Origin of the sequence: Flavobacterium sp. 20NA77.7 (genome assembly GCF_031326205.1) — a bacterium.
Classification (GTDB): Bacteria; Bacteroidota; Bacteroidia; order Flavobacteriales; family Flavobacteriaceae; genus Flavobacterium; species Flavobacterium nakdongensis.
In genome coordinates, this window is sequence record NZ_CP133721.1 from 1740681 (window position 1) to 1765462 (window position 24782).

General features: G+C 30.7%; 22 protein-coding genes. 6 read left to right on the forward strand and 16 right to left on the reverse strand.

The window, feature by feature from the left end; genetic code table 11:
• Positions 1-2 precede the first annotated feature (2 nt).
• Positions 3-1064, forward strand: coding sequence for a GumC domain-containing protein (locus RF683_RS07730; protein ID WP_309531751.1), 1062 nt, complete (start codon positions 3-5; stop codon positions 1062-1064).
• A 73-nt stretch (positions 1065-1137) separates the two neighbouring features.
• Here RF683_RS07730 and RF683_RS07735 read toward each other — a convergent pair whose 3' ends face one another.
• The 3 genes from RF683_RS07735 to recR are packed head-to-tail and all read right to left on the reverse strand — an operon-like array spanning position 1138 to position 3786.
• Positions 1138-1692 (reverse strand): hypothetical protein, encoded by a 555-nt coding sequence (locus tag RF683_RS07735; protein ID WP_309531752.1) that lies wholly within the window; start codon positions 1690-1692, stop codon positions 1138-1140.
• A 56-nt stretch (positions 1693-1748) separates the two neighbouring features.
• Positions 1749-3137 carry a UDP-glucose 6-dehydrogenase gene (locus RF683_RS07740; RefSeq protein ID WP_309531753.1) on the reverse strand — a complete coding sequence of 463 codons (1389 nt, stop codon included), beginning with the start codon at positions 3135-3137 and terminating at the stop codon, positions 1749-1751.
• Positions 3138-3165: 28 nt separating this feature from the next.
• A complete protein-coding gene (gene recR, locus RF683_RS07745) occupies positions 3166-3786 on the reverse strand; it encodes a recombination mediator RecR (protein ID WP_309531754.1) in 621 nt (206 codons plus the stop codon).
• Between the two features lie 160 nt (positions 3787-3946).
• Between recR and RF683_RS07750 the strand changes: the two genes are divergently transcribed.
• Complete coding sequence (locus RF683_RS07750; protein WP_309531755.1) at positions 3947-5437, forward strand: sodium:solute symporter; 1491 nt, start codon at positions 3947-3949, stop codon at positions 5435-5437.
• A 48-nt stretch (positions 5438-5485) separates the two neighbouring features.
• Here the strand turns inward: RF683_RS07750 and RF683_RS07755 are convergent, their stop codons facing one another.
• Positions 5486-5842 (reverse strand): CoA-binding protein, encoded by a 357-nt coding sequence (locus tag RF683_RS07755; protein WP_309531756.1) that lies wholly within the window; start codon positions 5840-5842, stop codon positions 5486-5488.
• 110 nt (positions 5843-5952) lie between these two features.
• Between RF683_RS07755 and RF683_RS07760 the strand changes: the two genes are divergently transcribed.
• Entirely contained in the window at positions 5953-6594 is a 642-nt protein-coding gene (locus RF683_RS07760) for a MarC family NAAT transporter (RefSeq protein ID WP_309531757.1), read from the forward strand.
• Positions 6595-6675: 81 nt separating this feature from the next.
• On the opposite strand, the gene ctlX is transcribed toward RF683_RS07760, so the two are convergent.
• From ctlX to RF683_RS07785, 5 genes are all read right to left on the reverse strand, one after another.
• A complete protein-coding gene (gene ctlX, locus RF683_RS07765; protein ID WP_309531758.1) occupies positions 6676-7614 on the reverse strand; it encodes a citrulline utilization hydrolase CtlX in 939 nt (312 codons plus the stop codon).
• A gap of 5 nt (positions 7615-7619) precedes the next feature.
• Positions 7620-8534 (reverse strand): dimethylarginine dimethylaminohydrolase family protein, encoded by a 915-nt coding sequence (locus RF683_RS07770; RefSeq protein ID WP_309531759.1) that lies wholly within the window; start codon positions 8532-8534, stop codon positions 7620-7622.
• Positions 8535-8612: 78 nt separating this feature from the next.
• Positions 8613-9671 (reverse strand): mannose-1-phosphate guanylyltransferase, encoded by a 1059-nt coding sequence (locus tag RF683_RS07775; RefSeq protein ID WP_309531760.1) that lies wholly within the window; start codon positions 9669-9671, stop codon positions 8613-8615.
• 37 nt (positions 9672-9708) lie between these two features.
• Positions 9709-10311: a SprT-like domain-containing protein gene (locus tag RF683_RS07780; protein ID WP_309531761.1), complete on the reverse strand. Its 603-nt coding sequence runs from the start codon at positions 10309-10311 to the stop codon at positions 9709-9711.
• A gap of 232 nt (positions 10312-10543) precedes the next feature.
• Complete coding sequence (locus RF683_RS07785) at positions 10544-10930, reverse strand: hypothetical protein (protein ID WP_309531762.1); 387 nt, start codon at positions 10928-10930, stop codon at positions 10544-10546.
• A gap of 749 nt (positions 10931-11679) precedes the next feature.
• Between RF683_RS07785 and RF683_RS07790 the strand changes: the two genes are divergently transcribed.
• From RF683_RS07790 to RF683_RS07800, 3 genes are all read left to right on the forward strand, one after another.
• Positions 11680-12393 (forward strand): hypothetical protein, encoded by a 714-nt coding sequence (locus RF683_RS07790; protein WP_309531763.1) that lies wholly within the window; start codon positions 11680-11682, stop codon positions 12391-12393.
• A gap of 349 nt (positions 12394-12742) precedes the next feature.
• Positions 12743-13693, forward strand: coding sequence for a sensor histidine kinase (locus tag RF683_RS07795; protein ID WP_309531764.1), 951 nt, complete (start codon positions 12743-12745; stop codon positions 13691-13693).
• A 108-nt stretch (positions 13694-13801) separates the two neighbouring features.
• Entirely contained in the window at positions 13802-14440 is a 639-nt protein-coding gene (locus tag RF683_RS07800; RefSeq protein WP_309531765.1) for a response regulator transcription factor, read from the forward strand.
• On the opposite strand, the gene RF683_RS07805 is transcribed toward RF683_RS07800, so the two are convergent.
• The 7 genes from RF683_RS07805 to porU all read right to left on the reverse strand — a co-directional run bounded on the left by RF683_RS07805 (position 14437) and on the right by porU (position 24572).
• Entirely contained in the window at positions 14437-15120 is a 684-nt protein-coding gene (locus tag RF683_RS07805; protein WP_309531766.1) for an SDR family NAD(P)-dependent oxidoreductase, read from the reverse strand. The genes RF683_RS07800 and RF683_RS07805 overlap by 4 nt on opposite strands.
• Positions 15110-16060 (reverse strand): M20/M25/M40 family metallo-hydrolase, encoded by a 951-nt coding sequence (locus RF683_RS07810; RefSeq protein WP_309531767.1) that lies wholly within the window; start codon positions 16058-16060, stop codon positions 15110-15112. Before RF683_RS07810 ends, RF683_RS07805 begins: the two co-directional genes overlap by 11 nt.
• A gap of 79 nt (positions 16061-16139) precedes the next feature.
• Positions 16140-17747, reverse strand: a complete 1608-nt coding sequence (locus RF683_RS07815) for a 2-oxo acid dehydrogenase subunit E2 (protein ID WP_309531768.1) — start codon at positions 17745-17747, stop codon at positions 16140-16142.
• Positions 17748-17752: 5 nt separating this feature from the next.
• Entirely contained in the window at positions 17753-18751 is a 999-nt protein-coding gene (gene pdhA / locus RF683_RS07820) for a pyruvate dehydrogenase (acetyl-transferring) E1 component subunit alpha (protein WP_309531769.1), read from the reverse strand.
• A 134-nt stretch (positions 18752-18885) separates the two neighbouring features.
• Positions 18886-19368: a cytidine deaminase gene (gene cdd / locus RF683_RS07825; protein ID WP_309531770.1), complete on the reverse strand. Its 483-nt coding sequence runs from the start codon at positions 19366-19368 to the stop codon at positions 18886-18888.
• Between the two features lie 80 nt (positions 19369-19448).
• Positions 19449-20615 (reverse strand): type IX secretion system outer membrane channel protein PorV, encoded by a 1167-nt coding sequence (gene porV, locus RF683_RS07830; protein ID WP_309531771.1) that lies wholly within the window; start codon positions 20613-20615, stop codon positions 19449-19451.
• 84 nt (positions 20616-20699) lie between these two features.
• Positions 20700-24572: a type IX secretion system sortase PorU gene (gene porU / locus RF683_RS07835; protein WP_309531772.1), complete on the reverse strand. Its 3873-nt coding sequence runs from the start codon at positions 24570-24572 to the stop codon at positions 20700-20702.
• Between the last annotated feature and the right edge of the window lie 210 nt (positions 24573-24782).

A 24782-nucleotide genomic window follows, 5' to 3' on the forward strand; every position in this document is an offset into this window, starting at 1 on the left:
ATATGGCAGAAAAAGAACTTACTTTAAAAGAAATACTCCTAGAAATAGGCGTTTGGAAAACCTATTTTTGGTCAACAAAAAAATTTATTTTATTATTTATAGGCATCGGATTTTTAGCAGGAATTGGATATAGTTTTTATAAAAAACCTATTTACAAAGCAACGCTTACTTTTGCATTAGAAGACGAAAAAGCTAATAGCAGTTTAGGCGGAGCATTGGGAATTGCAAGTCAATTTGGTGTTGACTTAGGGGGTGCAAAAGGCGGGGGAGCATTTTCAGGACCAAATTTATTAGAATTAATGAAGTCCCGCGTAATGGTAGAAAAAGCGTTGCTAGCTTCATTACCCTCTGATTCTAAAAAAACTTTAGCCGATTACTACATCGAACAAAATGGATGGCGAGACAACTGGAATGAAGACAATAATGAAAAATTAAAAAAATGTACATTCCCTGTTGGCGCTGATAGAAAAAAATTCACACAAACACAAGATAGTATTTTAGGAATCATTCATAAAGCTTTAACAGAAAAAGCTTTAAACGTAGAGCGTAAGGTTAAATTAACTACGATCATTAGTGTTGAATTTTCAAATACAGACGAATTATTCACAAAATACTTTACAGAAGCGCTGACTCAAAATGTATCCCAATTTTATATAGAAACTAGAAGCAAAAAAGCCCGAAAAAATTATGAAATTTTAAAAAGACAAACAGATTCTGTTAGAGGGGAGTTAGGGTATGCTATTAAAGGTGTTGCTGTTAGTAATGATGCTGTTTTTGGTTTAAATCCTGCTATGAATGTAAAACGTGTACCAAGTGTTAATCGCCAAGTGGATGTTCAAGCAAACACTGCCATATTAACTGAATTAGTTAAAAATTTAGAACTCGCCAAAGTGGATTTACGTAAAGAAACTCCTTTAATTCAAATTATTGATACGCCCATACTACCTTTACCGTTTGAAAAAATTAGCTTTTTAAAAGGGGGGGTTATTGGTGCTTTTATATTTGGTTTTTTTGCAATTTTATACGTAGCTGCTAAAAAATACTGGCAAGACCTTATGCATTAATATATAGTAAATACCATAAAAAAAGGCTTAACACGTGTTAAGCCTTTTTTATAAATAATTTATTTTCTTTTTTTTAAAACTTAACCACTATTTCTGCACTATGCTTAATGTGATTATTTCCCAATTTGTTGTTGTCAAAAGCAAATTTACCTAATGTTTGTAAACGTAAACCAACTGTTTTACTAAACCAAAAGTCCAATGCTAAACCTGTATTGAAAAATTGGTTGTTTTTACCATCTAACCAAGCTAGACCAGCTCCACCAACAACAGAAGCATCAAACCATTTTACATCCACTAAATGCTGATCAAAAGTATATTTTGCATTTGCATCTAAAGCCACGTATGTTAAATCTCTTGAGATAACAGTTCCGTTTTGCAGATTACTTGAATCATAAACATTCATAGAAAAAGTAGCACCAACAGTAAAGTTATTTTGAAATTTTCTATCCAAACTGAAGGAAGAAATAAAAGGCATCATATTCCAGTTTTTAGCATGGAAATACTGATTATCTTTTGTTGCTGTGTTATCAATTGCATTCACACCAAATCCAAAAGTCCATTTTTTTGCTTCTTGCGCTGAAGCAGTAAAAGCAATTAAGCTTACTAAAATAAAAATTATTTTTCTCATAAATAGGTTGTTTTATAACGCAAAATTACACTTTATTATTGAATAAAACAACTTATTTAAGACCCTATAGCTTGATATACAAAGCCAATTTCTTCTAACTTATTTTTATCCAGCAAGTTTCTTCCATCAAATATAAATGCTGGTTTTAACATATTGTCATATATTTTTTGCCAATCGTAGGTTTTAAATTCATCCCATTCTGTCAACACAGCAATGGCATGGGCTTTTTCACAAGCATCATACGAATTTTGGAAGGTTTGAATTCCTTTTTGATTGGTTTCTGCTGATCTTGTTTCTAATGCATTTAAATCTTTTAAAATTTGTTTTTCTTCTACTTTTGGATCAAATACCGCAATACTTGCTTGTTCACTAATTAAATCATTAGCAATATAAATTGCTGCAGATTCCCTAGTATCATTGGTATCTTTTTTAAATGCCCAACCTAAAAAAGCGATTTTTTTACCTGAAACGGTATTGTATAAGGTTTTAATAATGTTTTTTGCAAATCTTCTCTTTTGGTGATCATTCATGATAATCACTTGTTCCCAATAATCTGCCACTTCATGTAAGCCATAAGACTTAGCGATATATACTAAGTTCAAAATGTCTTTTTGAAAACATGAACCTCCAAAACCTACAGAGGCTTTTAAAAATTTCGGGCCTATTCTGCTGTCTAACCCAATCGCTTTTGCTACTTCGTTTACATCAGCGCCTGTTTGTTCACATAATTCGCTCATCGCGTTTATAGACGAAACACGTTGGGCTAAAAAAGCATTTGCCGTTAATTTTGATAACTCAGAAGACCACACATTTGTGGTTAGAATTTTGTCCTGTGGCACCCAATTTGCATAAATATCTACTAAAGCTTGAATTGCTTTTTGACCTTCAGGCGTTGTATCTCCCCCTATCAAAACTCTATCTGGTTGAAATAAATCTGCTACTGCAGTACCTTCCGCTAAAAATTCAGGATTTGACAAGATTTGAAATTGTACGCCATTTCCTGTATTAGTTAAGATGTCTTTGATTGCGCTCGCTGTTCTAACAGGTAATGTAGATTTTTCTACAACAATCTTATCGGATTTAGCTACGCGTGCGATTTGACGTGCACATAATTCAATATATTTTAAATCAGCCGCCATTCCTTTTCCTACTCCATAAGTCTTTGTAGGTGTATTTACGGAAATAAAAATCATTTCTGCGTCATCAATAGCTTGATCAACGGCTGTTGAAAAAAATAAATTTCTTCCTCTTGCTTCTTTAACTACGGCTGCTAATCCAGGTTCATACACGGGTAATTCATTTTCATCTTCACTATTCCATGAATTGATTCGTTCTTCATTTAAATCAACTACTGTTACTTTTATGTGTGGACATTTTTGTGCAATTACTGCCATAGTAGGTCCGCCTACATATCCTGCTCCAATACAACAAATGTTTTTTATCATGCTATTTTAGTCTTTTAAATATGAAATCCTACATGGATTTTAATGCGTTTTCAAATGGAATTCTTTGCATTAAGCTTCTTCCTAAGGTTACCTCATCGGCATATTCTAATTCGTCGCCAACAGAAATTCCTCTGGCTATTGTGGAAACTTTTATGTCACAATCTTTTATTTGTTTATAAATATAAAAGTTTGTAGTATCCCCTTCCATAGTAGAACTTAATGCAAATATTAATTCTGTTACTTCATTATTTTTTACTTTGTTTACCAAAGGTGTAATATTTAATTGCCCAGGACCAATGCCTTCAATAGGTGAAATTTTACCACCTAAAACATGATATATTCCTTTAAAAATTCCCGTATTTTCAATCGCCAAAACATCTCTAACATCTTCCACTACACAAATGAGTTGTGTATCTCGATTTGGATTGGCACAAATGTCGCATACAGCCACATCAGAAATATTGTAACACTTTTGGCAATATACAATGTCATTTCTCATTTTCGTTAATGCTTCACTTAAAATAGCTGTTTGTTCTTTAGGCTGTTTTAATAAATGTAACACCAATCGAAGTGCCGTTCTTTTACCAATACCTGGCAAAAGTGCAACTTCATTTACGGCATTTTGCAATAACTTTGATGAAAATTCCATAGCGCAAATGTAATAAAAATAATAGCAAAAGTAAAGTAGGATTTATTAATTCAAATTCATTATTTTTAGACATATACTTTCCTAAAAAAACTATAATTTATAAATTATACTAAGGTATTTCGTTTATTCTTTTATTTTTGTAAAACTAAATATCAATATTATGCAACCAATTACTATTTTGCTTTTTTTCTTATCCTATTTTATTGTTTTGTTTGGAATTTCGTATTTCATGAACAAAAAATCCGGCAGTAGTAACGATACTTTTTTTAAAGCAAACAATAAATCACCATGGTATTTAGTGGCGTTTGGCATGATTGGAACGGCACTTTCTGGTGTTACTTTTATTTCAGTTCCAGGTGCCGTAGAAGCCAATCAGTTTGCTTACTTTCAATTTATTTTAGGAAATGCAATTGGTTTTATTATTGTTGCGACCGTATTATTGCCTTTATATTACAAACTTAATTTAACATCAATCTACACATATATAGAACAAAGATTGGGCTATTTTAGTTATAAAACCGCTTCTTTTATATTCTTATTAAGCAGAACAATTGGTTCGGCATTTAGATTATATTTAGTTGTTTTAGTATTGCAAAATTTTGTTTTTAATACATTCGGCATCCCTTTTTGGGCAACCGTTTTGATAAGTCTAGGGCTTATTTTTGCTTACACTTACAAAGGCGGATTGAAAACAATTATTATTACAGATACGTTACAAACTTTGTTTTTAGTAAGTTCTGTGTTTTTTACTATTTATTTTGTTTGTGATAGTTTAGATTTTGGATTTAGTGAAGCCATTGCAAAAATTAATGATTCTAACTATTCTAAAATTTTCTTTTTTGAAGATTTTATAGGTTCAGGGCAACATTTTGTAAAACAAATTTTAGGTGGAATTTTTGTCACCATCGCAATGGTGGGATTGGATCAAGATTTAATGCAGAAAAATTTAAGCTGTAAGAATATCAAAGAAGCTCAAAAAAATATGTTTACGTTTACAGGAATTTTTGTAATCATTAATTTATTTTTCTTGAGCGTGGGTGCACTATTGTACTTATTCGCAACAAAAAATAGCATCCCAGTACCAGTATTAGATGGTGCAGTGAGAACCGATTTGTTATTCCCTGAAATTGCATTTAATCATTTTGCATTAGTACCAGCAGTTGTATTTTTATTAGGCTTAACTGCTGCGACATTTGCTACAACAGATTCTGCTCTAACTGCTTTAACCACTTCATTTTGTATTGATTTCTTAGGAATGGAGAAAAAAGAAGAAACAAAAAACACAGTAAAAACAAGACATTTAGTTCACATCGGATTTTCGTTGGCAATATTTTTGGTGATTTTAATTTTTAATTCGTTAACCAATCAATCGGTTGTAAAACTAATATTCAAAGTTGCATCATATACATACGGACCTCTTTTAGGTTTATTTGCTTTTGGAATTTTAGTCAAAAATCGTTCTGTAAAAGACAAATTGGTTCCGTTTATTTGTGTATTATCACCAGCAATAACTTTTTTAATTAGTATAAATGCTGGAATTGATGCAGAAGCTCCAAAATTAATTCCGTATGCTTTTGCAGAAGAATTAATAATAGTAAATGGCTTGATAACTTTTATTGGATTATACTTAATAAGTAAAAAAAGTGTTTGAGTTGTACTTTAAGATTTTCATTTACAACTTTTGACTTTCGACTTTCGACTAATACTGATTTGTAGCCAATAAAACCAAGGTACAAGCTACTTCAATTTCAATATTATTTTGTTTTAAGATTTCATAAAATTTTGGATTTTCAGTACCCGGATTAAATAATACGCGTCTTGGTTTTAATGAAATAATATAATCGTAATATTCTTCTTGATTTTTAGGATTCAAATATAACGTAACGGTGTCAATGCCTGTAAATGGAAATTTAGTTGTCTCAATTTTAACATCTAAAGCCATACCTTCTTTAGTTCCGATTGCTACAACTTGATGCGTTTTATTAATTAAACTTTGCATTGCTTTATAAGCATATCTTTCTTTATTTGTGGTAGCACCTAAAACTAATGTTTTCATTTTATTGAGATTTTATTCACACTAAATTACAAAATGTTTTTTAATTTACATTTAAATAATTGTATTATAAATTCTATCTTTGAATAACAAGATATATTTGCAAAAAAACTATGGACATTTTTATTTATTTATTTGTCGCCTTATTTTCGGTTTTAAACCCAATTGGAACTGTGCCTATTTTTGTTGGATTAACACAAGGCTATTCCGCTTCTGAACGATCAAAAACATCATTAATTACTTCAATTAATGTATTTGTGATTTTACTTATTTCGTTTTTTGTAGGTCAATATGTATTGTCATTTTTCGGAATTACCATAACAGCATTACGAATTGCAGGTGGAATAATAATAGCCAGTTCGGGATTTTCATTATTAAATGGAAACTTTAGCAAGAACAAAGGAATAAATAAAAAGGTACAAAAAGAAGTAGAAACACGTCAACACATTGCCCTTACTCCTTTGGCAATGCCAATGTTAGCGGGACCTGGATCTATTTCGCTATTAATTGCCTATTATCAAGAATTGACAGAAACAGGCGCTTCCATGACTACATCGGAAATACTATTTTCATGTTTTGCGATTTTAGCTGTGGCTATTTTAATTTATTTAATTTTACGAAGTGCGCATTATTTAGCAAAAATATTAGGTTCATCAGGAATTGTTGCCATATCTAGAATTATAGGTTTCTTAACAATAGCTATCGGAATTCAATATATAATAAGTGCCGTTTTAAGTATTATTAGGGGAATATAAATTTAGAAAATTCAAAAAAAAATCCAAATTCCAACTGAGTAGTGTTGGAATTTGAAATTTAAGCATTTATATATTTTAAATTTATTCCGCTTTGGGTAAGAAAACCTCAGCCATCATACAACGAGCACTTCCTCCACCACAGGCTTCTATAATATCAAGACTCGCGTGTAAAATTTCACAATGTTTTTCGATTTTATCAATCTGTGATTTTGTTAAACTTTGATACGCTGAATTACTCATAACTAAATAGCGTTTATCATTTTTTCCTCTGACTTGCAGCATATTTCCCGCAAAATTAGTTACTTGGTCCTCTGTAATTAAAATAAGTTCTTTCCCATCAGATTTTAAATTTTCCAAGACCATTTTTCGCTCTTGCTTATCATCAATACAATCTGCACAGATTACAGCAAAAGTTTCTGCAATGCACATCATTACATTCGTATGGTAAATATGTTTTCTTTCTCCATTAACCGTCTGAAATGCCTCAAAAATGACAGGACTCATGTCAAAATCTTCACAAAATTCAATAAATAATTCCTCATCTGCACGAGGTGATAAGGCACAATATGCTTTATTAAACTCTCTATCTAAAAGAATACTTCCTGTTCCTTCTAAAAACACATTATCTTCTTCGGCAGAAGTGTAATCCATGACTTCCGTTATTTCAAATCCAGCTTCTTCAAGAATATCTAATACATCTTCTCGTCTTTCTAATCTTCTATTCTCGGCAAACATAGGATACAAAACCACATCTCCTGTTTCGTGGAATGAAATCCAATTATTCGGAAATACACTGTCTGGCGTATCGGGTTGCTTTGTGTCTTGAATAACAATGACATTCACACCGACATTTTTTAATTTTTCAACAAAATGATCAAACTCCTGCTGTGCTTTGAAATTAACTGTTTCAGGAGTTAAATTATCTAATACTTTTTGATAATAATTATTTACTGCGGTTTGTTCGTTCATCCTAAATGCTACGGGACGAATCATTAATATTGAATTTGTTGTTTGTTTCATGGTTTTTATTCTCTTATTAAAGGTAGGGTTGAACACCTTAATAATCCTTCTTGTTTTGAAATTTCAGCATACGGTATTTCTTCAACAATAAATCCGTTTTTTTTAAGCCAATTGTTTAATCGTATAAAATTTTTCTCAGAAACTACAACATCTGGCGCAATTGAGAATACATTTGAATTCATGTGGTACATTTCTTCTCGTTCAATGTGAAATAAATTTTCTTTTCCAAAAAGCTTAACTAAATACATATAATCTGCCTCTTCTCTAAAACCACTTTTATAGATAATCCCTTTATTTTTACCTACAGGTTGAAAACAGCAATCTAAGTGCAAGGCATTGTCTCGAGGTTCTATTTTAGACTTAACTAAATCAAACTCTTTAACAATTTTAGTTGGAAAAAGTTTTTTTATATAATTTACCCCTGCTAAATTTGTTCTAGCTGTTATGTACTCTTTGTAATCGGATCCTTTATACGTTCCAATAAAAATATGATTATTCCATAACATCACATCACCACCTTCAATATGTACTTCTTCAGGAGGTCTTACCACTTTTTGGGGATTCATTTGGTCAATAACATACTGAATCGCGTCTAATTCTCGCTCTCTATCGGGTAAAATATTTGCTTTTATAAAAATATCATCTATAACAAACCCAATATCTCTTGTAAAAATTTGATTGTAATTTTCAATTATTTCTGGTCTATATACTTTGACATCATACTTCTGAAACACTTGATTAAAGGCTTCCATTTCAGCAATCATATCTGCTTCTACAGGATATGTACCTGCTTTTATATGTTCTAATGATTTTGGATCATATGCCTCTTCAGCTGTAGGCGTTGGCCCATTATTTTCAGCAATTCCTAATACTACCGCTTTAAGTCTAGAAGTTTCGTCATGAATATTTAATTGTAACATAGGTATGTGTTTTCACAAATATAAGAATAGGTTTAAATTTATCTAACAAAACCAATAAAAAAACGGCTTATTTACCGCTTAATTATTCATTTTTTCAACAAGTTTTTTGATATCTTGTTCTTTCTCTTTTGGATAAATGAGTAATACATCGTCTTTATCAACAATTATAAAATCATTTATACCGTCAATTACTATTAGTTTTTTTGAGGCTGTTCTTATTATATTATTTGATGCGTTCTCTAATACTACGGTCGCATTTACTACAGCATTATTATTTGCGTCTTTATCTAACTTTTCATGAAGAGAACCCCATGTTCCTAAATCGTTCCAGTCAAACGTTGCGGGTAACACATACACATTATTTGCTTTTTCTAAAATAGCATAATCAATAGAAATATTAGCTGCGCTAGCATAATTTTCGCTGATAAATTGATTTTCATTAGCTGTATTATAGAAATTCATTCCACTTAAAAACAATTCGTTCATCATGGGTTGAAACTGTTCAAATGCAGCTACAATTTCTTTTACGCTCCAAATAAAAATTCCTGCATTCCATAAAAAATTTCCACTCTTTAAAAAGCTTTTTGCTGTTTCATAATTTGGTTTTTCTCTAAATTGGACTACTTTTTTTATAGGTTTGTTGTCTTGCTGACTGTATTCAATATATCCGAAACCGGTATTTGGAAAATTTGGTTTAATACCTAAAGTCATTAATGCATTTTCTGTTTCACAAAAATGAAATGCTTGTTGTACATTTTCCACAAAAGCAGTTTCATCTTCAATCCAATGATCACTAGGAGCAACAATTAGTAAGGCTTCTGGGTTTTGTTTTTTGATTTTTAAAGACGCGTATAAAATACACGGAGCTGTATTTCGCATAGCTGGTTCAGTCACAATATTTTCTCTTTTTACCAGAGGAAGTTGCTCTGTTACCAAATTTGTATATTTTTCGTTTGTAAGAATTAAAATATTTTCTACTGGAACAATGTTAGAAAGTCTAGAAAATGTTTTTTGAATCAACGTTTCACCTGTTCCAAGCATATCGTGAAATTGCTTTGGAAAATCAGTAGTGCTCACAGGCCAAAACCTTGAACCTACGCCACCTGCCATTATTATTGCATAATACTTGCTTGTCATTTTTTTAGTATCAAAGGTGTAAAGTTACAAAGTATTTTTAACTTGGCAGAAGTTCTACCTCAGCATTTGGGTTAAAAAGATACATTTTACCTGTTTGTACTTCCATACATTCGTATCGTTTTACTCTGATGGCTATTTTTTTAAATACCTTGCCATTCTTAAATCGAAATACACTACCATACGGAATTTCAAAAATATAATTTTTCTCTGTATCTCTTTCATCAAATTGTTTTAAAGCCAAAGCAAGAGTAGCATCTGTATCGCTACTGGCTTTTGGATTTTTAAAATGTCGAGCTAAAAGTGGTAGTAATTGATGAGGAAAAATTTGAGGATTGATAAATGGAATCATTAACCGTTGGAACGTATGTTTCCATTCGGGACCATGAGGCAAAATAGTTCTGCCATATTTTTCAAAAGCTACAAGATGTGCTATTTCATGAATTAGGGTAATTAAGAAACGGTATTTATTTAAGCTTGCATTAACAGTAATTTGGTGAAATCCATCAGGATGTCTTCTATAGTCTCCGTGTCTCGTTTGTCGTTCTTTAACAATTTTAAGATGCACGTGATTCATTTTGATTAATTCAAAACAAGGAATAACCGCATGCTCGGGTAGATATTTGTGTAAAACTTCACTCATACCGACTAACTAACAAAATTTACTCTAATGATGCCCATATATTCTACCCGTAACTTGCAGTAAAAATAATTGTTTTTTTGTTTTATTCATAAATTAATTCTTTTTTAAACAAAATAGCGATAGAAATTTTGGGGCAACCATAAGGTTTGAGATGCTATTTTGATTGATATTAATTTATTTTCAACCAGAAAACAATAAGATAAGAACGTATTTATTCTACAATAGTATCACATTATTTTATGCTTTGCGGATCAACATAAACTTCTGTGATTCTTTTTTTAAACCAATTAACGCTTTCATAATAAAAGTCAATGGCTGTTAATTTATCTTTATATACAATTTTTATTGTTCCATCAACAACTGCGGTTGCTGCTTCAACTTTAATTTTACTTCCTGAACTTGGTTTTTTTTCATCAAAATATTCCAAAACATGTAACGCAATTTCATCTTTAATAGCAGGACGCGAATTGTATGTGCTAATTAAAATAGTTGTCCCATCATCTTGTTTAACAATTAATTCTAACCCATTTTTACCATAATTATAGGTTACTATTTTATTTTCTTCTTGTGCAAACAAAATATTTGTAACCAAACACGTAAACACTACTAACTTTATCATAATCGAAGAATTAGAGTTCCTACTAACCTATTATTTTGATTTATAATAAGCTTTTATTCTCATTACAAAATAACATATAAATGCGTAGAAAAGAAGTAACCTTTAAGATAATTATGCAATATTAGAAAAGATATTTAGTGCTATAAAATCTTACAAAAACACTTTGGTATAAAGATTTTTGGCACTTTAGTGTAAAAAAGCTTTGGGTTACATGTTTTTTTATATTTTTGTAAGACAATACGTTAAAAATGAAGCTGTACTTAAAATATAAATTTCTACGAATTATCAACTATGGTATTTTTAGCGTAGAAAATTTTAACGAGAAAAAAAACATTCAAATTTACAATACTTTTTTATTGTTAGTTTTTCTCAACATTTTCTTGTATGGTATTTTGCTGACAATTTATCAATTTTACTATCAATTAGGGTTTATTTTTTTATCATTTGTATTAATTTCTTTTGCCTTATTACTTAACTATAAAAATAAAATATTACTTAGTAAAATTGTCATCATTCAATCATTCATTTTATTCATTGTGTTTGTATTATGTATATTTAGTTTTGATACCGTATTTACTCTTTATTTTTTTTTAGTTATCTTATATAGTACCTTAATTTTTAATGAAAAAGAAACAAAGCAAAAACTATTTTTTATTATTCAATGTTTTATTCTTTTTTTCATTGCCTTAACACCTTATAAAAATTATCTACCTAATCTTCAATTACTACCTAAAGAAAAAATTGCTGATATGAATTTAATCAGTATAATTGATTTCATTGTTTTCTTATTTACTTACATTTATTTTCATACGAGTTACCAACATTATCGCGAAAACAAATACAATTTATTAAATACAAGACTGTATGAAAATAATTTAAAAATAAAGCATGACAATATTAATAAGAGAAAATTGGTTTCAATTAGTTCAAGTTTATTAAATAGCTATTTCACTTCTTATAGTAATTTATTTAATCAATATCGTCAAGAAATTAATAATCGAATTAAAGAGTTTGAAAAAATAGACGTTTACTATAGTAGATTAAATACGTTAAACAATAAAATAGAAGAAGTCATTAATTATCAATTTTCAAAAGACAAAACATCTTTATTATTAACTTATAAAACACATGAAATTAACGAGATAACATCGCAAATTATTCAAAAAAAATTTAAGCATGTGCATCTAAGAAATACAGATATTTTTAGGCTTAATATTCATTACGATTTATATTATTTTTTTGTTTTAGACATTATAGAAGGATTTACAAAAAAATACCACCCAAATAACATCTACATTGAAACTAAACCACAAGAATATCCAACAGAAATCGTCCCTTCAAATTCAAAAATAATAAATGTATTAGGCATACAAGTTCATTATAAATTTGATATAAATAATGATTTAATTATTATACTCTATTTTTTTAAATACCCTGATCAAACAGCAATTTATCATGCTTAAAAATATACGTATAAAAATAATAGATTTATTTATTAGCTACTCATTAACGGGTACTAAGACAACTAATTCGAAAAATTTTAATGACTTTATTATTAAAAAAAATAGCATTGGAATGTTTAGCGCCTTAGTGTTTTTACTCGCTTCTATCTATCATGTATTACTTGGTGTTTACACAGATGGTTATCTATATTTTATAACTTCAATTGTAATGATGTCAAGCTTGTTTATCAATAACGTTAAATATCTTTATGGATTCAAACTTGTTACTTTATCTATATTAAATCTAATAGTGTTAATTGTGTGTTTATTTTTTAAAAAGAATGAAATATACATTTTTATTTTTTTTATTATGATTTATACCATAAACATACTGTTTTCATCAAAAAATTACCTTTACATCACCATATTAACCATACAATCGTTAGGGTTTATCTTTTTAGTACATTTTAAAGAACATCTCTTTAATGAATTACCACTAGTTGATAATAATGTTTTTTCAAATTTTATCTTTTTTATTTTTTTATTCTTAGGTATTAACGGTATTGCCACTTACATAAATCATCAAAAAGATAAAAAATATTTAAAAAATAAAGCTAAACTTTTTAAGAGTAATAAATCCATAAAAAAACTCAATTCAGAAATAGAGCAATTAAATGTCGCAGCATTACATTCATTAAAAACACCTATTTATGTGGCAAATGATTTTATAAAAAAATTACACACAAATTGTATTTCTGGTATACATCAAGAAAACGAATATGAGTATGAAGAACTTATTATTAATAGTATTACATTATCACAAATGTATGTAGAAAACTTAACCACATACACTAAAATTATTACAGAAACAAATGCTAAAACACGATTCAATATTTTAGAAAAAATTACTTTTATTACTAATATTGTAACTAAAAAATTTGAAGCAGCAACTATTAGAATTACGTGTGACGATTTTTATGTTACGGCTAATGATTTTTGTTTTATTATCATATTAGAAAATTTACTTACAAATGGATTAAAATACAACAACAACGTTGAAAAAAAGATTGATATTTTAGTTACTAAAAGTGAATTTGAAGTCAAAATCTTAGTTTCAGACAATGGAATTGGGATTGACCCTATCTATTTTGATCGTATTTTTTCTCCCTTTGTAAGAATACAGCAGCGTATCCAAATTGAAGGGACAGGCTTAGGCCTATCGAGTGTAAAAATGGCCGCAAGAAAAATGAATGGAAATGTACGAATAATTTCTTCTAGTAGTTTAGGAACCACATTTGAATTTACATTTAAAAATATTTAATTATAAAATCATTAATAAGAATTTTAAATAAACAAATACTAACTAATAAAAACGATCTAAACTAGTAAATGATAACAAACGTTACTTCTAAAAAATAAAATTAAACATATGATAAAAGTTGTATTTGTTGAAGACAATATGGTCTTCCATAAAGGATTGAAATTAGTACTACAAAACTCCAAAGAAATTGACTTAGTAGGTATGTATAGCACTGCTGAATCTTTAATTAACGATTTCGAATTTGTAGCACCAGATGTTGTTGTCATGGACATAGATTTACCTGGTATGAATGGTATTGAAGCAATATCGCTCCTTAAAAAAAATCACAAAGCCACTAAATTTTTAGTGCTTACGGTTCATGAAAATGAAAATTTAATACAAGCATTAAAATCTGGTGCAGATGGTTATTTAGTAAAGAAAAACTCTTTTGATTCTATTGAAGAAGAAATTATTACGTTGTCAAAAGGAGGATTCCCTATAACACCAGACATCTTAGATGAATTAAAAAATTACTTTCAAAACAACGGCAGTAAAGACACTAAAAATAATCCTGTATTTGATTTACTAACAGAGAAAGAGCGTCATGTACTTGAGTTAGTTTCTGAAGGCTTTTTGAATAAAGAAATAGCAAATAAAATTAACTTATCTATTGATTCTGTTAAGAAAATTACGCAACATATCTATGAAAAATTAGAAGTGCGAAACAGAAGCGAAGCAGTAAATAAATATCTGTCTCACAAAGGTTAAGGCGTTGAAGCACTTACTTGCAATACTTTTCCATTAAAATAGGTGTTTCCTGTTAATGCAAAATTATAAATATAATCAGCCATTTCTTTTGCAGAAACGGGTGCTTGATAACCAGGAAAAGCTTCTTGTAACATTTCGGTATTTACTGCCCCAAGCGCGAGTACATTAAACGCTATACCTTGTTCTTTGTATTCTTCTGCTAATAGTTCAGAAAGCGTAATTACAGCTCCTTTACTTGAACTATATGCTGCTAAACCTGGAAATTTAACACTCCCTTGTATGCCTCCCATTGAACTTATGGTAACTACATGGCTATTTTTAGACATAAAAGGGATACATTTTTGGGTTAAACTAGCCACTGCAAAAACATTAACCTGATAGATTCTTATAAATTCGGTAGAAGTAATTTGTTCAAAAGGTTTATGCAATAAACTTCCCGCATTATGTATAAGTACATCTACTTTTTTCCATGTTTTTTCTAAAAAGCCACTTACTTGCTCTAACTCCGATTCATTAGTTAAATCAACTGCTAAGCAAGTAACATTTGGATGATTTATCAACTCTTGCGGTGTTTTTCTTGAAAGTGCTAAAACTTGATGTCCCGCATTAGCAAAGAGCAATACCAATTCATACCCTATTCCTCTTGATGTACCTGTTATGACAATATTTTTACTTTTCATTGAGTTTGATTTCTTTTTCAGGTGCATTAATCATTTTCTCTAAAACAGGAATTGTTTTGTTTATTACATTTGAAATATGTGAAATATTCATTTGATCAAATTCATCGTCAGGTTGATGATAAAATTGAAAATTCTCAAAATCAAAAGTTGAAACCGTTTGAGCAGGCACATCAAATTCATAATAAAATGGATAATTATCCGAAGCTCTAAACAATCCATATCGCGTTTCTGCAGGTATATAACCTATTAGTTTTTCTCCTGCATATTCATTCATTTTTTGAGCCATGTTACTTTTCCCAAAACCTGTTATATAAAGCAACATATCTTTATTAACCATTGGCACACCAATCATCTCATAATTAAACATAAAATACAAATTGAGATTTTGTTGTTTTAATTTGGCTGCCAAATGTTTAGAACCTAACAAACCTCTTTCTTCTGCAGAAAAGAAAACAAACAATACACTTCTTTTATTTGATTTTGCCTTTGCGAAATATTTCAATACTTCTGATACGGCTGTTGAGCCTGCTGCATTGTCATTCGCGCCATTTGCAATAGAATCACCTTTTACTACATTCGCACCTTTTAATACGCCTATGTGGTCATAATGTGCCCCAATGATAACAAACTCATTTTTTAGCTTAGCATCATTTCCCTCAAGATAGCCTACAATATTATAGGCTGGCCAATTAAAGTTAGACAACGTGTCTTTATAGGTTTTAAAATAAGGAGGAATATTATTTTCTTTACATATATTTTCTAAATAAGAGGCAACCTGTTCCATTTTTTTAGTTCCTGCTTCCCTACCTAAATTTTCATCCGAAGTTAAAAACGATAACGTTTTGGCCACTTGTTCTTCTTTAACTTGATAGTTTGGCATTCTTGTTTGAGCCTTTCCTAAAAAACTCAATCCAAGTAGCATTATAATTATATGTTTCATTTTTTGTGATTTGTATTGATTTGTAAAAATAAAAAAATCCCGACTTAAATCGGGATTTTATATATTAATTTTTAAATGATTAAGCTAACATCGTAACTGGGTTTTCCATAAACGCTTTAAATGTTTGTAAAAACTGAGCTCCTGTTGCGCCATCAACTGTTCTGTGATCACATGCTAAAGTAACGGTCATTGTGTTTCCTACAACTATTTGACCATTTTTAACAACCGGTTTCTCTATAATTGCACCTACAGATAAAATAGCTGAATTAGGTTGATTAATAATTGAAGTAAAAGATTGAATCCCAAACATTCCCAAATTAGAAATCGTAAACGTGCTGCCTTCCATTTCATTAGGCTGAATTTTCTTAGCCTTAGCTCTTCCTGCCATATCTTTAACTGTTGCTCCAATTTGAGTTAAACTCATTTGATCTGCAAATTTCAATACAGGAACCACTAATCCGTCTTCTACAGCAACTGCTACACCAATATTTACATGATGATTAATAACCATTGCTTCTTCTTTCCATTGCGAATTTACTTGTGGATGCTTTTTTAATGCCATAGCAGATGCTTTAATCACCATATCATTAAAAGATACTTTTGTATCTGGTAAACCATTAATCATATTTCTTGATGCAATAGCCTGATCCATATCTAACTCTATTGTTAAATAATAATGAGGGGCTGTAAATTTAGACTCAGACAACCTTTTTGCAATGGTTTTACGCATTTGAGAATTTTTAATTTCCTCTTGGAAAACTTCACCTGCTGGTACAAAAGGTTTAACAATTGAAACAGCGCTGGTTGCTTCAGCTACTGCTTGCGAAGACGAAATTGCCGATGGAGAATAATTTTCTACATCACTTTTTACAATTCTTCCGTTTTCACCTGAACCTTTTACTTGAGCTAAATTAATTCCTTTGTCATGCGCAATTTTTTTAGCTAAAGGTGAAACAAATATTCTACCCTCTGTGTTAGAAGTTGAAAGTTGAGAATTAGCAGTTGTTTCTGATTGTACAACTTGTTTCTCAGCTGCCTTTGGCGATTCAGCAGAAACACCTACTTTATAATTTGCTGCAATTCCTGAAACATCAGTTCCTGCTGGTCCTAAAATTGCTAATATTGTATCTACTGGAGCAGAACCACCTTCTTCAACACCTATGTACAATAATGTACCAGCGTTAAACGATTCAAATTCCATTGTAGCTTTATCTGTTTCAATCTCTGCCAAGATATCACCTTCTTTAACTATATCGCCTACTTTTTTTAACCATGTAGCTACAGTTCCTGTAGTCATTGTATCACTTAAGCGTGGCATAGTTACTACTTTAACACCCGCTGGTATCTCGACTGCGCTCGATGTTACTGATTTGGTTTCATCAACAACTTTTTCTTCTTTAGTTTCAGTAGGAGTATTACTTGTAGCTAATAAAGCCGTAATATCTTCACCTTGTTTACCTATAATGGCTAATAAGGAGTCTACAGGAGCTGATTCTCCTTCATGTATTCCTATGTGTAATAAAACACCGTCATGGAATGATTCAAATTCCATCGTAGCTTTATCTGTTTCAATTTCAGCTAGTATATCACCTGATTTTATAGTATCACCCACTTTTTTTAACCATGTAGCCACAACACCTTCTGTCATGGTATCACTCAAACGGGGCATAGTAATTATTTGTGCCATAGTTTTTATAATTTATGAGGAATAAATGGATAATTTTCTTGTTCGTAAACCACATCATATAATTGATTTACTTCTGGGAATGGAGACTCATCAGCAAATTTTTCACATTCGGCAACTAAATCTGCGACACGTTGATCAATAGCTTCAATTTCTGCTTCAGTGGCATACTTTTTCTCTTTGATGATATCTAATACTTGTGTAATTGGGTCAATTTTTTTGTACTCTTCCACTTCTTCTTTGGTTCTGTACAATTGTGCATCAGACATTGAATGTCCTCTGTATCGGTACGTTTTCATTTCTAGGAATGTTGGCCCCTCTCCTTTTCTTGCTCTTTCAATAGCCTCATGCATTGCCTCTGCCACTTTGATTGGATTCATTCCATCAACGGGCCCACAAGGCATTTCATATCCTAATCCTAATTTCCAAATATCTGTATGATTTGCAGTTCTTTCTACAGAAGTTCCCATAGCATAGCCATTGTTCTCTACAATAAAAACCACTGGTAATTTCCAATTCATTGCCATATTAAATGCTTCGTGCAAAGAACCTTGACGTGCAGCACCATCTCCAAAATAGGTTAATGTAACACCCCCTGTTTCAAAATATTTATCTGCAAAAGCAATACCTGCTCCTACAGGAATTTGAGCACCCACAATTCCATGTCCTCCATAAAAACCATGTTCTTTAGAGAAAATATGCATAGAACCACCCATACCTTTTGAAGTTCCTGTTACTTTACCTAACAATTCTGCCATAACAGCTTTTGGATCCACACCCATACCAATAGGCTGAACGTGATTTCTATAAGCCGTAATCATTTTATCTTTAGACAAATCCATAGCATGTAAAGCTCCTGCTAAAACTGCTTCTTGTCCATTATATAAATGAAGAAATCCTCTTACTTTTTGTTGAATATATAATGCAGCTAATTTGTCTTCGAATTTTCTCCAAAACTGCATATCTTCATACCATTTTAGGTATACTTCTTTGGTAATTGGTTTCATTAGTGTTTTATTTTTTAGTTTGTTTCTAAAATTTACGAACGACAAAAATACTACTTAGACTTTTATTGAAAAAATTAAATTGGGTCAAATTTTACATTTTTAGCAATTTATTCGTTTTTTTTCTAACGAAATCGTTATAGATTAGCTTTATCAAACAAGAATGGTAATAAATTTTTCAAAGAATGGGATTTGTATACAGCTCCTTTTGCACCCATAAAATAAATTTCAATATTTAAATCTTGCTTGATTTCATATTCTGCAATAGACTGTCGACATGCTCCACAAGGTGGAATAGGTGTTACAGATTCTTTTTCCATTGAGGAAGCCGAAATAAACATTTTTTGTACTTTATTAGTTGGATAATTAGCCCCCGCATAAAAAATTACCACGCGTTCAGCACATAAACCAGAAGGATAAGCTGCATTTTCTTGGTTAGAGCCTTCTAACACTACTTGATTATCCAATACTAAAGCTGCCCCAACTTGAAAATTTGAATAAGGCGCATACGCTTTTTTTCTAGCTTCTATAGCCTTTAACATCCACTCTTGCTCTTGCTTGTTTAATTCATTAATGGAATCAAACACCACTAATTTAGTTTCAACTTTTAGCTCTTTCATATTAATTACTTTCTTTATAAGGGAAAAAAAATCCAAATTCAAAAAAAATGAATTTGGATTTTAATTATATTGTTATTTTATTAATTGTCTTCGTATGAATCGCCAAAATTAAATGTTAGCGAAAATCGTAAGGTGTTTTCCAAAGGATTTCGCACTTTTGATGCAGAGAACAAATAAGAAACATCTACTTTAACGGTGTTGTACTTGAAACCAGCTCCTAAAGTCATGTATTTACGAGCACCTTTCTCTTGACTTTCATGAAAAAAACCTGTTCGCAAAGCAAATGAATTTTGATACCAATATTCTGCTCCCAATGCCCATGTAAACTCTTTGAATTCTTCTTTCATACCATCTGGGGCATCATTAAAAGATTTAAATATACCTTGAACCCAACCTATTTTTCTATAATTTTCATTATTAATTGCTTTATCACTTGCATCTATTACCCCATCATTATTTAAATCTGTTACAGCCTGTGGAGTAGGTACTAATAACTTTGTAGTTTCACCAATAACACTCACTTTGTTGTACTCATCAAATATGAAATCAAAACTTCCTCCTAATCTTAAATTAGCTGGAATAAAATTCTCATTTAACAAATCATTATCATATGAAATCTTAGGTCCTAAATTTTGAAGATTGAAACCAAAACGCCATTTTCCGTTAAATTCATCAAATGCCATTTCTTCAGATTGATATAAACCCGATACATCAACTGCAAAAGTTGAAGCGGCTTTAGCATCAGAATCTGAGGTTGCAATTTTTAAATTAGAGCGAATGTATCGGCCTGCTACACCCATACCAAATGTTTCACTTAACTTTAATGAATAAGATAAATCTAAAGCAAACTCATTTGGACTAACGGTTGTTAATGCCTGACCTGTATTGTCTGTTAATTGAATATCTCCTAACCCGAAATAACGTAAACTAGTTGCAAAAGCACTTTTTTCATTTATTTTATTAAAATACGTGATTTGTCCTAATGAAATATCATTTGCAATACTTGTTAAATATGGCGTATAACTCATCGAAAACCCTTGTTTTCTTGAAGAAAAAGCATATTTAGACGGATTATATTGTTGAGAAAAAGCATCTGCAGAAGAAGCTACACCCATATCTGCCATACCCGCCGAACGCGCATCTGCCGCAATTAATAAGAAAGGTACTCCGGTAGTTATTACGCGGTCTTGTGCTGTAGCTGATTGAATGGCTACTAAAAAAATAACTAGTTTAATTAAATTCTTCATCTGTATAGATTGGTTTTTAAATTTCAGATGTAATTTTTGTCAATAGGCTTTTTTGTAAGTATAGCCAACAAATATACAATTTTATTATAGTATTACAAGTTTTTCTATTTTTTCTGTTTTTGTTCCTGTTAATGTGGATTTAACGGTTAATTTATATACATAAACCCCTTTTCCAATTTTATCACCAAAATCATCTTTACCATCCCATTTAATTTCTCTAGATAGAAATCCATCTGTAAGAACCGTTTGATTAATTGTTTTAACTAATTTACCAGAAACTGTCAAAATTTGTACTTGAACATCCAAGGATTCAAATGGCCTATTATGATTGAACCAAAATTCGGTATAGCTCACAAAAGGATTAGGATAATTGAGCACATGCGTCAACGCCAATTCTTCATTTCCTACTACAACAAACTGAATTTCTGCTGTGATTAAATTATTGTATACATCCCACGCCTTAAATAAAATTGTATGCAATCCCGGGGCTAAATTTCTAAAAGGATACGTTACTTTTCCTTTAGTGTAATCATTATTTTCAGTTTCATAATAATCATTTAAAACATACGGATTATTTTCATCATTGTCTAAAATAGCTACAATGTCATGACCTATTCCACTGGCTGTATTAATGCCGTGTTCATCTTCTAAAAAAGCTAAAAATATAGGGCTATTATTTGTAATTCCACCGCTTACAAAATTAGTATCATTCATATACAATTTAACTTTTGGTGGCGTTGTATCTGCAGGAGCGTTTAAGTTTACGCCTCCTACTTTAATTAGATTAGAATACCCAGATTGATTTTGCAATTGAGGTTGAACACTTTTTGCATAAAAACTAATTCTTCCTGTGCCCAAAGGAATTTGTATATCTTGTGGCACCACAAAACTAAATTCAAACAAACCATTAGTTACAGAAGCATTCCCGCGATAAATAGTTTCGCCTAATGTAGCAAAATTTAATTTAGGTTGATTTAACAACACAGAAACATTATCATTATCTAATGTTAATCTATTTAAATTTTTATCAAAAACTTGTACTGCTAAATCACCATTATAGCTTGGTAATAGTGTGTTATTTTCATCAACCACCTCTCCTGAAAACTTTACCAAAGAAAGGGCTTGCAACGTTGCCGTTGTAGTAGCAATAGGTTGGTCATTTAATTTAGTAAGCACTATTTTTGGTTTCGGGATAGCTAACTTAAGTGCTGGGTCGCCAATATAAAAAACAACCCTTCTATTTGTTGACCCAGGTAAAATTTTAGCTTTTCGTAATGCCTCGGCAATAGAGATATAGGCTCCATTTTGCATGGCAAACAAATAATCATAGATATCTTCATTTAACTGAATCCCTGTTGACTGCCCTATCTGTCTCGTTGTTGCTAACATTGAGATAGCCCCGCCTGATTTGTTCCAATACATATATTCACCCCCTGTGGGTCTACTAGGATCATCAAAACGGGTAAACTCGCACGTAATCGTTATAAATAAGGGATATTTATACCTATTATTTAACTCTTGTGCATCAGCTTTTTCAAAAATACGTTCAATAGCAAAACTTTCTTCGTTTCCATGTCCGTAATAATTAAGGACTAATGCACCTAATTCAATCGCATCTAAAAAGTCTTTTTTTGCCTGAGGATACCTTGGACCTCCCGCACTAACTTCTTGGGTATATGCATCGGTATATATTTTTTTTGTATTGAAAAAAGGATTAGCCAATGTAACTTGATCGGCCAAAACATTTAAATCTTTTTGCAAAAACCAATCTCCTGACTTAAAAGGATCGGGATCATCTGCATAGTAAACTAAATTGTTACGCCATCTTCCATATGATTTTTCATCATAATATTCATACACCTTATTAACCATTTCGGCTGCTTGCTCACTAGAAGAGACCAACATGCGCCCTACAGCTATATCTAAGCCATCTACATTGGTTTGCATATCTCCTTCATTATCGTCCATCATAACAAAAAAATCATCGGACATAAATGATGCAAATAATGAAAAATTAGTGCTGTTATTTTGAACCAATGAACTTGCGGGATAAAATCCATGAAAAATTGGAACTATATTCGTATTGTTTCTAATTCGATCTTTATAATCATAAGACGCATCGCCAAAAAGATTAACATATTTTACTCTTTTTGAAACTGTAGAGGCATTTGCATATACATATTTTATAAAATTTCTAATCGCTGCAATATCTTGCTTGCCACCTCCAAATTCTTGATAAATGGATTCAAGACTTACCACTTTAGTATTCAAATTTTGCTGTGAACGATGTAGTGCTGCTAAATTTTCAGCCTGACTAAATAAAGCGTTTGGCGTAATAATTAAATAATCTATATCTTGAAAATTTCCTTGACTATTTTGAAAAATAGTTCCTTTTAGATTTTGATTAGCAACCCTTGTAAGCGTTTCTTTTGAAGGAGTATAAACATCATTTAAATCAAGTGCAATAAATTTTTTTGGTTGCCCTAAATTTGTTTTAAAAATTAAAGTAGACTGATTATTGTCTATTTTAGTAACATTATAAATATCTGTAATATCCCAAACCGATTGAATCGAAGTTGCATTAGCTACTGTAAATTCACCTATCCCAATATTTGTTTCCACTAACCCATTTGAAAATCTAAATTGTTTTCCCATTCCTTTTAAAGAGGCATTGTATTTTAAGGTAATGTAGTCTAAATAACCTTTTGAGGAAGGCACTCCCCCATTGTTATAAGTCAAATTAATAGCAACAGTATTCCCCGAAGGTACAAATGATTGATTTAGTATGTTTTCAAATCCCAAAACTCCCGATGTTCCTGTAAGTGTATTTATAGGCAATGTAGCCAAATCTATACCATTTGCTTTAACTTTGAAGGAAGTTGAACCAAAGGAAATTGCACAAAAATTAGCCGTTAAATTGACATTACTACCTGGTATATAATTTAGCAAATCAAAAGAAAATGTTTGATCATTATCTAAGTCAAAAGCCTCACCAAACCAACGCCTACCAATTTTTCCTGGATTTACTAAATCTGTTTCATGAAATACATAGCCATCATAAGTATTTAGCTGAAGTGTTGAAGCTCCTGCGGGCTGTACATAATTTTGAATACGCTTTCCATTTGTAGTACCATAGGTTACATAATAATAAGAATTATCAGCATACAAATTTTCATGGGTTAAACTTTCTGTATTCCAATTATCAACCCCCTCAGCATAAAACAATATATAATCCTCATCATTAAACACCCCATCATTTTCCCCTGCAAATAAAATTGCATTTTCTTCTAAATCATTGGGATAACTAAAATTGTTCTGTAACGGCAACATTCTACCTCCATTCCCGTAAATTTTAATTTTTCGAGGATCTACATTTACATCAAAGCCCAATTCTCTTAAAAACGTCTTAGAAACTTTATAAATACCCGATTTTTTAATATAAAATCGAAACCAATTTCCAGTAGCTAAAACCGAATTTTGAACGGCAGAAATACTATTTTGATTGGCATTTCGAGACAACTGATTGGTAGTATAAGAAAGCGTAAGTTGTTTTACTTTTTTGTACAAAGCACCCTCTTTTACAATTGGATTAAAACTTAAAAAAACCATAGGCTCTTCTCTTGCAAAAGAAGATTTAAGTTTAAAATTAATATCATTTGGTAGTTTAGAAAGATTTAAATCGGTTAACTCGTCAACATTAATAGGCTCAAAAACAATATTTGTAATTTGATAGTTAAATTCTGAAACTAATTGTTCTGTCTTAAAATTAGAGACAAAAAATAGTGTTTTCTCCGAAGGATTATACTCTAAATTTTCCCTTTGAAATTGAGGTATAACATATTTTATACTCCCAAAAATAAAATCATTTTTTGGTGTCCATTGCAACGTAATTTCCTTTGTATCCTGAGCAAAGACAGTGTAAAAAGCAAATAATAATAAAACAACACTTCTTTTCATATTTGTAAAAACATGCGTTTTAGCAGTCGTAGAACGCTATCACTTTTATATAAATTTAACAGCGTAAACTATTTTAATAATTATACTAAACGCAAATTAAGTGAAAATAGTATAATTCAAACAATATTTTAAAATAAAAACAATAAATAGCACAAAACAAACGTTATCAAATTACTATTTAAAAAGATTGTTTAATATTTTTTTTTTTTT